General features: G+C 53.7%; 9 protein-coding genes and 1 tRNA gene. 3 read left to right on the top strand and 7 right to left on the bottom strand.

Translation table 11 applies throughout. The annotated features are described in order from the left end of the window. Positions 1-256: 256 nt before the first annotated feature. The 7 genes from recC to HMPREF2907_RS06870 form a co-directional block, all read right to left on the bottom strand. Positions 257-3,475, bottom strand: a complete 3,219-nt coding sequence (gene recC / locus HMPREF2907_RS06840; protein WP_070681517.1) for an exodeoxyribonuclease V subunit gamma — start codon at positions 3,473-3,475, stop codon at positions 257-259. A 340-nt stretch (positions 3,476-3,815) separates the two neighbouring features. Then, positions 3,816-5,657, bottom strand: a complete 1,842-nt coding sequence (locus HMPREF2907_RS06845) for a PglL family O-oligosaccharyltransferase (protein WP_070681520.1) — start codon at positions 5,655-5,657, stop codon at positions 3,816-3,818. Further along, entirely contained in the window at positions 5,657-6,016 is a 360-nt protein-coding gene (locus tag HMPREF2907_RS06850) for a DUF2069 domain-containing protein (RefSeq protein WP_070681523.1), read from the bottom strand. Before HMPREF2907_RS06850 ends, HMPREF2907_RS06845 begins: the two co-directional genes overlap by 1 nt. A 136-nt stretch (positions 6,017-6,152) precedes the next feature. Further along, on the bottom strand, positions 6,153-6,803 hold the full coding sequence (gene nfsB, locus HMPREF2907_RS06855; protein ID WP_070681526.1) for an oxygen-insensitive NAD(P)H nitroreductase: 651 nt from the start codon (positions 6,801-6,803) through the stop codon (positions 6,153-6,155). Positions 6,804-6,976: 173 nt separating this feature from the next. Beyond that, positions 6,977-7,052 (bottom strand) — tRNA-Asn (locus HMPREF2907_RS06860). A gap of 111 nt (positions 7,053-7,163) precedes the next feature. Next, positions 7,164-7,658 carry a hypothetical protein gene (locus HMPREF2907_RS06865; RefSeq protein WP_049226274.1) on the bottom strand — a complete coding sequence of 165 codons (495 nt, stop codon included), beginning with the start codon at positions 7,656-7,658 and terminating at the stop codon, positions 7,164-7,166. Positions 7,659-7,757: 99 nt separating this feature from the next. Next, entirely contained in the window at positions 7,758-8,231 is a 474-nt protein-coding gene (locus tag HMPREF2907_RS06870) for a hemerythrin domain-containing protein (RefSeq protein WP_070442847.1), read from the bottom strand. 234 nt (positions 8,232-8,465) lie between these two features. Between HMPREF2907_RS06870 and cysT the strand changes: the two genes are divergently transcribed. The 3 genes from cysT to HMPREF2907_RS06885 all read left to right on the top strand — a co-directional run bounded on the left by cysT (position 8,466) and on the right by HMPREF2907_RS06885 (position 11,601). Further along, entirely contained in the window at positions 8,466-9,302 is an 837-nt protein-coding gene (gene cysT / locus HMPREF2907_RS06875; protein ID WP_003759178.1) for a sulfate ABC transporter permease subunit CysT, read from the top strand. 368 nt (positions 9,303-9,670) lie between these two features. Then, positions 9,671-10,531, top strand: a complete 861-nt coding sequence (gene cysW / locus HMPREF2907_RS06880) for a sulfate ABC transporter permease subunit CysW (RefSeq protein ID WP_009312943.1) — start codon at positions 9,671-9,673, stop codon at positions 10,529-10,531. Beyond that, on the top strand, positions 10,528-11,601 hold the full coding sequence (locus tag HMPREF2907_RS06885; RefSeq protein WP_070681530.1) for a sulfate/molybdate ABC transporter ATP-binding protein: 1,074 nt from the start codon (positions 10,528-10,530) through the stop codon (positions 11,599-11,601). The genes cysW and HMPREF2907_RS06885 overlap by 4 nt, the downstream gene beginning before the upstream one ends. Positions 11,602-11,645: the final 44 nt, after the last annotated feature.

The following is an 11,645-nucleotide window of genomic DNA, read 5'->3' on the forward strand; positions in this document are numbered from 1 at the left end:
GTCTTGGTGGGAATTTAGGGGATTTTGGGGGGATTTTGCAAAGGTCTCCTGCAATCATTCCCGATGGGCAGGAAACTAAGTAGGTGGATTTTCTCGGCAACTGTTTTTGAGACATCTGCCCTTTCGAATTTCCAATGGATTCCGGTTTGGTGAATGATGGCGGAAGTGAGGGGTTTTAAAAACAGGTTTACCAGGGAAGAGGTCGTCTGAAACGATGAATTCACGTTTTCAGACGACCTCTTCCGATTTTCGGCCTCTATGCCGCATCCGACGATTCTTCCTTTACCGCGTCCAGCAGCGGTATCAGCAGCTCTTCCACCAATCTTTGGAACAACGCTCCTTCTACCGGTTCGGTGTCTTCGTTGCCGAACACTAAGGCAACTTCGGTATAGTCTTTTTGCCCTTTGCTGACTTTGTTGCCGTGATAGCTTTCCCTGGCTTTGTTCAGGGCATCTTCCCAGCTCTGTTTTTTGCCGTAGGCTTCGGCGGCGGCGAGGCTGGTTTTGGCGAAGAAAGGCAGCGGGCGCGTTTGTCCGAGGTTGAAGAACGTCAGCCATTTTTGCAACATTTGTTGCGCTTGGCTGCTAGGGATTTCGGGATAAAGCGTTGTTTCTTCAGGCTGAACGATATGGGTTTGGCAGGTTTCGGTTTCAGACGACCCTACCGCCGACCCTACCGCGCAAAAGATTAAATGTTCGAGCAGAAGGGCGATGCGTTGCGGGGCATTGGGTTTGCGGTCGAGGTAGAACACTTGGCCGCATTGGTACAGGTTGCCGAGGCTGCCTTGCAGGGTTTGCCCGTCGAACTGGATTTCATAGGCGAAGGGCGGCAGTTTGGGGCTTTGCAGCAATGCGCCGTCTATGCGTTTGGCTGCGGCTTGGAAATTCTGTTGCCACAATTTACCCAATTCACCGGCGGGTAACAGGCTTTCGGCGTCGAGGCGGACGGCGGTTTCTTGAAAGTCTTGGTTGTGGCGGCGGGCGTCTAGGTAGGCGGCGGCGATTTTGTCGGCGCGTTGCGGCTCGAAGGGTTCGGCGGATTCCCATGCTTCGTCGCGGTAGGGTTCGCGCCAGCCCAAGGTTTGTTGCAGCCATGCTTTGACGGGATTTTTCCAGAAGCGGATGAAGTCGTCCTGCCAGACGGTCGGGACGGGGGTGTTTTCTTCGAGGGCTTCGCTGAAAAACGGACGCACCTGTTCGCGCGGGCGGTTGAGGGCTTCGGCGTAGTCTTGCCGCGTGCTGAAGAGGTCGTCTGAAATTTTGTCTGCGATGAAATAGCGGTGGGAGAACGGTTGCAGGGGGTGTTGCTCGACCCAGTGTTCCGCCAGCTCTTTGCTGCGCCGTCCGGTCATGGCGGCGATGGTGTCGATGAGTTCGCTGACGAGGGCGGACGGGGCGAATTCGTCGTCGTTGCGGATGCTGCGGCCGACGTAGGAGAGATAAAGGATGTTGCGCGCACTGATGATGGCTTCGAGGAAAAGGTAGCGGTCGTCGTCGCGGCGGGCGCGGTCACCTTTTTGCGGGTGTTTGGCAATCAGGTCGAACACGGCGGCTTTGGTGTTGCGCGGGAAATCGCCGTCGTTTAGCCCCAAGAGGCAGATAACTTTAAACGGCAGGCTCCTCATCGGCACCATGCTGCAAAAGGTGATGCCGCCGCGCAGGAATCCTGCTTGGCTTTCGCTGCCTAAGAAGCGGCGGATGTGGCGGATGACGGTGTGTTGCGGCAAAGTGCCGCTAAAGCCCGCCAACGAGGTTTCTTCCTGCCATTTTGCCAACGCCTGCTCAAACTGCTGCAAGGCGTATTGGTCGTCGGCGTCGGGCAGGAATAATGACTGCACCAAATCGCGGCAGCGTTCCGTCCATTCTTCCGCCGCTGCGGGTTTGCGCCACTCGGCGGCGAGGCGTGACAGCGTGCGGATGAAGGCGGCAAAGCGGCCGAACACATCGAGGCGGTTGACATCGCCGTGCCACGCACTGACGTTTTGCCAGAGCGGGCTGCCGTCGTCGGGCAGCATCCAGCCCAACACGATGCGCTCCAATGCCTGCTGCCAGGTGAACAGATTGTCCGCCGCGCCGCGCATCGTTCCGTCCAAGCCCCAATGCACGTTCAATTCGGCAACGGTGTCGTGCAGCAGCGGCAAATCGTCTGCCGTCAGCCCGAAACGGCGCAGCACCAAACCGCTTTCCAACAGCGGCAGCACTTTATCGACTTCAAACCGGCTTTCCAACAAATCCAGCGTCTGCTCCAGCGCGTAAAGCAGCGGCTGGCGGCGGCTGAGTTTCACGTCCGAAACCGAATACGGCAAAGCCTGCGCCCCGCCCTGCGCCTGCCCGAACACCGCTTCGATAAACGGGCTGTATGGTTCGATGTTCGGCGTCAAAACGGCAATATCGTGCGGCTGCCAGTCCGGATGTTCGTGCAAAATCCGCAACAGCTTGTCTTTCAAAATCTGCAATTCGCGCAAGGGGCTGTGTACCGACACAATACGGACGGAGCCGTCATCCAGCAAATCTGCGCGACTGTTTTCAGACGGCATCCGCAGGTTTTGAATATCGTTTTGCAGGCAGTGCAGCAGCGTGTCATCTGAAACTTCTTCAAACACTGGCTGCTCCTCCAAGCTGATTTCCGTCAGAAAATCAAAAAAATCACGCCCCTGCTTGCCCAACGATGCCAAGAGCGGATGCCCCGTCTGCGACAAATCCGCATCGTCGCCGCCCTTCAAAAGCTGCGCCGCCTCAATCACATTGCCCCAATACTGATCGCTCGGATTGAGTGCGAACACAAACACATCGCAATGTTCCGAAATTTTCTGCAAAAGCTGCAAATACATCGGCGCCATCGTCGAAATGCCGAACACGAAAAACCGCTCGGGCAGGTGCGCCTTATCCAAAGACGACAGCAGCTTTTCCCACAGCGCCACACGGTGCGGCGCAGATTGGTTGCCGTCGTCCAAATAGCGCCAAAGCTGCGCCTGCCAAACCTCGTCGTCGCCCAGTCCTAAAAGTTTGCCTTCCTGCCAGGCATCAATCCACTGCGGCCGGTACACCAGATACTGGTCGAAAATATCCGCCAACTGCCCCGCCAACTGATAATCCGCCGACTCGCCGCTGCCCAAATAGCTTTGCAAGACAGAGCGGACGTTTTCAAACTCAGAGGTCGTCTGAAAACGCTCGCTGCGGAACAAAACCAACAGCCGCCAGCGCATCACCTCCGGCGAAAACGGACTGAGCGCGGGAATATCGGGAATCAGCTTCTGCATCAACTGCCACGTCAAACCCGCCGGCAGGCTGAATTGCAAATTCGCCGCCACCCCCAGTTCGCGCGCCAGATACACGCTCAAATAACGCCGCATCCCCTGACTCTGCACCACAATCTGTTCCGCCGCCAAAGCAGACTCAAGCGGCCTGACCCTTTGGATTCCGGCAAACAGGGCGGCTAGCGATTCGAGGCGGTTGGATTGGTAGAGGTAGAACATGGCGGGAGTAGGGCGGTGGATAATAAACGGGATTATATAGTGGATTGAAATAGAAAATACCTGCGCGTGAATATCTGTACAGGTATTTTTTATTTGGATTGACAGGATATGGGCTTATCGGCTGATGACGGCTGTTTTACCGGATCTGTTTTAGGGATTGAACAGTAACGGAGAGAGATGGGTTTAAGGTCGTCTGAAAACGTTTCAGACGACCTTAAAACATATTTAAATCGCTATGTCCGAATATGGTTTCTCTTGCCAGTGGGAAATGGTAGGCCGGCTGTTTATTGGGATCGATAGCAAAAGGTCGTCTGAAAATATTTCAGACGACCTTGGTTGTTTACGATGCCGGTATCTCCGCCGCGCAAGGTTTGGCGGTTTTATGTTTTGGCGATTTCAGGAAATTGCGGCAGTCTTCCAAAATTTGGGGCAGAAGCGGTTCGAATTCCTTTCTGCTGCGGATTTTGCCGGTGTAAAACGGCATCGTGTAAGGATAGTAATAATACATATCTTGCATCCATTGCGCGCCTTCTTTGGTTTTACCTTGACGGTAGAGGTAGAGGCCGACCTGGTAGGCATTGCTGTAAGGGCGGTAGGTGAGTGCGTCGAATGCCGCTTTTTGCGCCCAAGGTTGGACTTTTTCATCGGCCGGATCGGCACGGCGGGTCAGGCTCAGGTCGGCATAATAGGCCAGCATGGGACTGGTTTCGGAAATGCGGCGCAGTCCGGAAATTTTGGCGTTGACTTGAGACGGGCCGTCGGTTTTGGGTTGACGGCTGTAAGCGGTCAGGTCGGTGTAGTTCCAGCCTAAGTGCAGCGTGCCGCCGATAATGGCCAATGCGGCGATACCGCCTGCCAAATTGCGGCGGCGGGCTTGTTTGATTCCGTCGGATACATCTTCATAACGCGCGCTTGAGAGCGAAAGCATGAGGGCGAACGGGGTCAGGAAGTAGATGTACCAAAGCGGGTATTCGAGCATGCTGTGGCACATGGTTACGCTTGCGGCGGTCAGTAGGAACAGGTTGGCAGGATTAGACGGACGGGCAATCAAACGCCAAACGCCCGCCAGCATGGTTCCCGCGCTCAATAATGCGCCTGTCAGCCCCATTTCGGCAAGGATTTGCAGGATAAGGTTGTGGCAGTGGGTGAACAAAACGCCTAGGATGTTATTGGCAAAGTACTGTTTTTCGGCATTTAACAGAAAACTCAGGCTGCCGAAGCTGTTCCAGCCGTGTCCGAGGATTGGGGAGCGGGTAAAGGCGGTCCAGGCATTCCGCCATTCGATTTGGCGCGCAGAACCTTCAAAATCGCTGTGCCCCGCACGTTCGACGGCGGTTTCGTAACGGCTGTTGCCCAGTAAATCAAGCAATGTCCCCATGCCGAACTGGAAAACCGCAGCCAATACCGCTGCGAAAAAGAAGATTTTGATTAAGCGTGCCGATTCGCGGCCTGCCCGCCAGTACCAAAAAGGCAGAATCAATACGATAGCGATGATGTAGCCCAAGATAGTGCGCGAGTTGACCAAACCCAAGACGGCAGTCAGCAGAAATACGCAAATAAATCCCAGCCAGTCGGGCATTTTCCGCGTTGCCCACAAATAGGATGCGGCAAGTACGCCCCACATCAGATAATGGCCCAGATGGTTGCGTTGTCCGAGCTGACCGTTTACCGTTCCGCCGCCGTAAGCCAATATGCCGTGAAACAGGGAAATGTCCGACCATCCTTTGAACTGCATAAATGCCACGACAGCCTGCGCGGCTGCACCAAAAAACAATGCCCATGCGAATACGGTAACAATTCTGTCCTGCCCGTAAGCGGAAATCCAGCCGCGGCAGGCCCAAGCAGACAGGGCGAGGATGACGAAGGTCCATGCCGCCAAGTCGCTCATCCCGGGATACAGCAAGCCCATTATCCGAGGCTGTATCGCCCAATATGCCGCCATCAGCAACAGTCCGACAGATACATAAGGCAGGCGGATATTGAGCAGGCCTTTATATGCCGAAGCCAATACTAAAATTGTCGCACCCAACAGGGAGCCGGCTTCAAGGTAGAAGCTCGGCAGTGGGCCTACGCGGTAAATCGACAGGAAAGGGACGGCGCAAACCCAGATAAAACAAACCCATAAAGGCAGCAGGCGGATATTCCATTCATTTTTAAGATGATATGCGGTACGGGCAAACATTATTTCCCCTCTTTTTTGTGTTGTTTGATAAATGCGAGGCAGGCGGCAAAGAAAATTATGCAGGAGATAAGAGACAATGCGGCGCACATACGTTCGGCAGGCGAAGCGTCAAACAGGCGCATGACCGCCTCGGCAAAATAAATCAGAATCAGCATAGAGCTGTATTGATAAGTATAAATACGGCCCTTGAGTATGCCGCCCAGCGGCAGGCATAAAGGCAGGGCTTTGAGGGCAAGCCATGAACCGCCGTCGCGCAAAGGCGCAATCCACAATTCCCAAGACAGGGAAAGGAGGATCAGAAAAATCAGGCTGGCGCACGAGGCAAGATAGGGTAGGGAAGGTTTCGATGATGTATTCACGGGCAGGTCTGAACGGCTTTCAGCCGGATATTGGAACGCGAATTATACCGAAACAGGATGTGATGACGCAAAAAGGTCGTCTGAAACCCTCTATCTGAAGGTTTCAGACGACCTATTGCCGTTTCATCATTTTTTTTTAGATTTTGGTAAAGATGGCTTCGTTTTCAAAACGCGATTTTGGCAGCGCAGCGTTGAAATCGTCTGCGGCACGGTAGCCGAAGGAGACGACGGCGACGGCTTTGTAGCCTTTTTCGGTCAAACCGAATTCCTCATTCAAAACCTGCAAATTCACGCCTTCCATCGGCACGGCGTCGATGCCTGCTGCGGCAGCGGCGAATAGGGTGAGGCCCATGTTGAGATAGACTTGTTTGGCAAGCCATTGCTCTTCATCTTGGATTTGGTTGCGGTGGATACCCAAGAACAAGCGGCGGGTAGAGTCGCCGGCCTGCTTGGCTTCTTCCGTAGCAAAACGTCCATCTTTGTCTTCTTGTGCCAATACGGCGGCGACATAATCATCGTCGGCGCAAACGCGGGCGGTGAAGACGACGACGTGGGAGGCATGAGTAATTTTTGGGGCGTTGTAAGGGAGTTTTTCGGTGGATTTGGCAATGCGCGCTTTGCCCGCTTCATCATCGGCGATGATGAAGTGCCACGGCTGCATATTGACGCTGGAGGGGCTGTTGCGCAGGGCGGCTTCGATATGGGCGAAGTCTTCGGCAGCGATTTTTTTGGACGGGTCGAAAGATTTGGTGCTGTATCGTTGGCGGACGATTTCGGTAATATTCATGATTTATTGCCTCTTTATAAAAAAAGAAAAACAGATTATAGGAAGGTCGTCTGAAAGGAGCAATCAGGCAAATCTTAATACTTTAGACGATAGGAAGACTTTTATTTTTCGCCGATTGAAGATAATAAGTACATGCAAAAAAGCCTGAACAAATTGTTCAGGCTTTTTAAATTTGGCTCCCCGACCTGGGCTCGAACCAGGGACCTGCGGATTAACAGTCCGTCGCTCTACCGACTGAGCTATCGGGGAATGGGGAGTATTATATAGCCCTGAAAAAAAGTGTCAACTAAAATTTTAACTGACGAAACGGCAGCATTTCAAATATTTGAATGGTAAGTATATTATTTTGACTTTATTCCATTAATATTTTGCGCTGATTAATTTCCCGTTTTTAAATACCTGTTGCTGCATGACGTTGCCGTTGTAGGCATATACGGTTAATGAACCGTCATACGGTGTGGCGCGGAATTGTAGCAGCCGGTCGCGGGGCAAGGGGTAGGGGTCGGTGCGTTTCCTGCTGTTGTCGCTGTAGAAATCCTGTACCAGATATTCATGATTATGCCTGCTGATTAATTGCCGATAGTAACCGCCTTTGACGGGGCTGTCGGCAGGGTTGCCCTGTGCGTCAAAGTAAGTAACGATTTGTTCTTCGATAATATGGATGCCGCCGTTGTTTTTAGGGATACGGTTTTCCCTTTTGCCGATGCCGACGGGAATATTGACAGAGGTACCTAATCCGATATGGCTGCCTATACCTGTTCCCAAGCCGAGGCCTACCGACATGCGGGGCGAGTCTGCAGTGCAGGCGGTCAGGATGAAGGCGGATAGCGATAACGCGGTGGCAATAGGTTTCATAAGATAATCCTCATGGGTTGAATATCCATATAAAACAATTATATATTATAGAGTGGCATAGGTAGAAAATATCGGCGGCTAGACAGCCGCCGATATTTTTTATGAAGCCAAGATGCGTGGGAAAAGGATTTCGTTTTCCAAGTGGATATGTTCTTCCAAATCGTCCGACAGTTCTTGTGCCAACGCGTACAACCTTTGCTGGTCTTTGTCGGCGTTTTGCGGCGGAGTGAAATGATTGGTCAGGGTTTTCAACTGCGCCAGTGCGCGGTCGTGTTCTTCGTGTTCGTGCATCATGACATTAACCGGCATGGCGGCGCGGCTGCCCAAGCCCTGTTTTGCCATCGGAAACAACATACGTTCTTCCTTCATCATGTGCATCAGCAGCTCGTTTTGGATGTATTCGAGCAGTTCCGGCAGTTCGGCAGGGAAGCCGTCGGGCGAGGTTGAGGCGATTTTATGCGCCAAGGGGACAAGCTCTTCAAGTTGTGCGCGGTGGGTATTGTGATAGCGGCTGATGACATGGTCTATCACGGTATTTACGGGGGAAACTTCCCAAACGGTCAAATCGGTCATGGCGGTATTCCTGAATTTAGTCGTTTTCAGACGACGTTTAAGGTTTGTGGTAAAGATTGATATTGTATGAATGTATTCGAAGCATACACCCCGCGCGGGCGGATGTACAGTTTTCGGCCTTGTTTCACGCAATACTTATAACCAATTTTTCTTTGCGGGAAACAAACCATTCTTTCCGTTTTTCAGACGACCCCGTTAAAGTGGCAGCATCTTCTTTTTCCCTTCCGAGCGACCATGTTATTACTCAAAACGCCCAGCGTATTGCCCGGCTTCAAAATCAGCCTCGGCCTGACCGTATTGTGCCTGTCGCTTCTGGTGGTTTTACCGTTTGCGATGATGGCGGCGAAAGCGGCGGAAATCGGCTGGGGCGGCTTTTGGAACACGATTGCCGAGCCGAACGTGTTGGCGGCGGTATGGCTGAGTTTGCGGATGTCGTTTTATGCGATGCTGACCAATGTCGTGTTCGGCACGCTGGTGGCGTGGGTGTTGGTGCGCTATGAATTTCCGCTCAAGGGGCTGGTGAACGCGCTGGTCGATTTGCCGTTTGCGCTGCCGACGGCGGTTACGGGCATCGCGTTGGCGACCCTGTATGCGCCCAACGGTTGGATAGGCCGTTTTTTCGAGCCTTTGGGCATCAAAATCGCGTTTACGCCCGTCGGCATTTGGATTGCGCTGGTCGTCGTCAGCCTGCCCTTTATCGTCCGTGCCGTACAGCCGGTATTGGAGGAATTGTCGGGCGAATATGAGGAAGCGGCGGCGACTTTGGGGGCAAACCGCTTCACGACGTTCCGCCGCGTGCTGCTGCCGGAAATCACGCCGGCGCTCTTAACCGGTGCGGGCATGATGTTCGCGCGGGCAACGGGGGAATACGGTTCGGTGATTTTTATCGCGGGCAACATTCCGATGGTTTCCGAAATCCTGCCGCTGATTATTACGGGCAAGCTGGAACAGTTCGACGTACAGGGCGCGTCGGCGGTGGCGTTGTTTATGCTGCTGGTTTCGTTTGTGATTCTGTTTGCGCTGAACGTGATGCAGTGGGCGTTGAGCAGGCGTTCGGGAGCGAAGGGTTGAGGGGGCGTCTGAAAAACGTAGGTCGGATTTTTGAATCCGACGTTTTGACACCTGAAACTGAAACAACGGAAACACCGGATATTTTGTCGGATTCAAGAATCCAACCTACCGTTAAAAGTCGTCTGAAATCCCTGTTGCCGTCATTCCCGCGCAGGCGGGAATCCACCGCACGGCAACAGAAAAACCAAAAATAAATAAGGCAGCCGAACTTTATCGAGGGATTCCCGCCTGCGCGGGAATGACGGCAGATAGACGCTTTTTGCTCTCTTAATCAATAAAAGGTCGTCTGAAAACGAATCCGCCTCACAAAAAACGGTTTTTCAGACGACCTCCAAACATCTTAAAACCAACCAGAGAACACCACCGCCATGAAACCCTATTCCGCCAATCCCAATCTGACCGAACCGCGCTGGCTGCGCGTGCTGTTGACCGCCGTCGCGCTGGGGTTCCTGCTGCTGATGCTGGTCGTACCGCTCATCGCCGTGTTTTACGAGGCGCTGAAAGGCGGTTGGGATTTGTACCTGCAATCTATTACCGATCCTGAAGCGTGGGCGGCGATCAAGCTCACCCTGATTACCGCCGCAGTGGTCGTTCCCGTCAATGCCGTCTTGGGCGTGGCGATGGCGTGGCTGTTGACCCGCTTCGACTTCCGCGGCAAGCAGTTGCTGACCACCCTGCTCGATTTGCCGTTTTCCGTATCGCCCGTGGTGGCCGGTTTGATGTTCGTCCTATTGTTCGGCGCACACACGGCGTTGGGCGGCTGGCTGGAAGCACAAGGCATACAGATTATCTTCGCCATCCCCGGCATTATTCTGGCAACGCTGTTCGTTACCTTCCCCTTTGTCGCGCGCGAAATCATCCCGCTGATGCAGGCACAGGGCGACAGCGAAGAACAGGCCGCCCTGATACTCGGCGCAAGCGGCTGGCAGATGTTTTGGCGCGTTACCCTGCCCAACATCAAATGGGCGCTGCTCTACGGCATCATCCTTACCAACGCCCGCGCGATGGGCGAATTCGGCGCGGTCAGCGTGGTATCGGGACACATACGCGGCGAAACCAACACCATCCCGCTTTTGGTAGAAATCTTCTACAACGAATACAACTTCACCGGCGCATTCGCCCTCTCCGGCGTATTGGCACTTTTAGCACTGGCGACGCTGGCGGTGCAGAACATCATCACAAAATTACAAGATAAAAAACTCGCCGCCGCCGAAAGGAACGCAGCATGAGCATCACCATTCAAAATCTAAACAAACACTTCGGCAGTTTCCACGCGCTGAAAAACATCAACCTCAACGTCCCCACCGGCAAACTCGTTTCCCTGCTCGGCCCTTCCGGCTGCGGCAAAACCACGCTCCTGCGCATCATCGCCGGACTGGAAAACGCCGACGGCGGCAACATCCTCTTTGACGGGCAAGACGTAACCGCCAAGCATGTGCGCGAACGCAAAGTCGGTTTCGTGTTCCAACACTACGCCCTCTTCCGCCACATGAACGTGTTTGACAACGTCGCCTTCGGTTTAACCGTATTGCCCAAGTCCGAACGCCCGTCCAAAGAACAAATCCGCGCCAAAGTCGAAGAATTGCTCAAACTCGTGCAACTCTCCCACCTTGCCAAATCCTATCCGCACCAGCTCTCCGGCGGCCAACGCCAACGCATCGCCCTCGCCCGCGCCCTCGCCGTCGAACCTAAACTCCTGCTTTTGGACGAACCCTTCGGCGCACTGGATGCCAAAGTCCGCAAAGAATTGCGCACCTGGCTGCGCGACATCCATCACAACCTAGGCGTAACCAGCATTCTGGTTACACACGACCAAGAAGAAGCCCTTGAAGTTTCCGACGAAATCGTCGTTATGAACCACGGCAAAATCGAACAAACCGGCAGCGCCGAAGCCATTTACCGCAAACCCGAAAACGCCTTCGTTACCGAATTTCTCGGCGAAACCGACGCCTTCGAAGGCAGAATCGAAAAAGGCATCTGGCATTACAACGGCTTCGCGTGGAAATTGGACACGCAATACAAATGGCAGGAACAAACCGCCACCGGCTACATCCGCCCGCACGAATGGCAGCTCGCCGCCGAACACGAAACCCCGATGATCCGCGCCAAAATCGAAAAAATCCACGCCGTCGGCGCACTGACGCACGTTTTGGTGAAACACGGCAAACAGGACGTACATATCACGCTCGCAGGCAGCGACGCGTCAAGGCTGGATTTGGCCGCAGGGCGGGAATTGGCATTGGTACCGAAACAGGTTTATGTGTTCTCGCAGAACGAGTTGATTGAATATTCGATTTGATAGAGGGGATAACGAAAGGTCGTCTGAAAACAGGTTTTCAGACG

Origin of the sequence: Neisseria sp. HMSC055H02 (genome assembly GCF_001813335.1) — a bacterium.
Classification (GTDB): domain Bacteria; phylum Pseudomonadota; class Gammaproteobacteria; order Burkholderiales; family Neisseriaceae; genus Neisseria; species Neisseria sicca_C.

Bases quoted from the DNA above. Each gene is read 5' to 3' on its own strand.
- cysW (WP_009312943.1), top strand. From the start codon at position 9,671: ATGAAACCCTATTCCGCCAATCCCAATCTGACCGAACCGCGCTGGCTG.
- nfsB (WP_070681526.1), bottom strand. From the start codon at position 6,803: ATGAATATTACCGAAATCGTCCGCCAACGATACAGCACCAAATCTTTC.
- recC (WP_070681517.1), bottom strand. From the start codon at position 3,475: ATGTTCTACCTCTACCAATCCAACCGCCTCGAATCGCTAGCCGCCCTG.
- HMPREF2907_RS06870 (WP_070442847.1), bottom strand. From the start codon at position 8,231: ATGACCGATTTGACCGTTTGGGAAGTTTCCCCCGTAAATACCGTGATA.
- HMPREF2907_RS06865 (WP_049226274.1), bottom strand. From the start codon at position 7,658: ATGAAACCTATTGCCACCGCGTTATCGCTATCCGCCTTCATCCTGACC.
- HMPREF2907_RS06885 (WP_070681530.1), top strand. From the start codon at position 10,528: ATGAGCATCACCATTCAAAATCTAAACAAACACTTCGGCAGTTTCCAC.
- HMPREF2907_RS06845 (WP_070681520.1), bottom strand. From the start codon at position 5,657: ATGTTTGCCCGTACCGCATATCATCTTAAAAATGAATGGAATATCCGC.
- cysT (WP_003759178.1), top strand. From the start codon at position 8,466: ATGTTATTACTCAAAACGCCCAGCGTATTGCCCGGCTTCAAAATCAGC.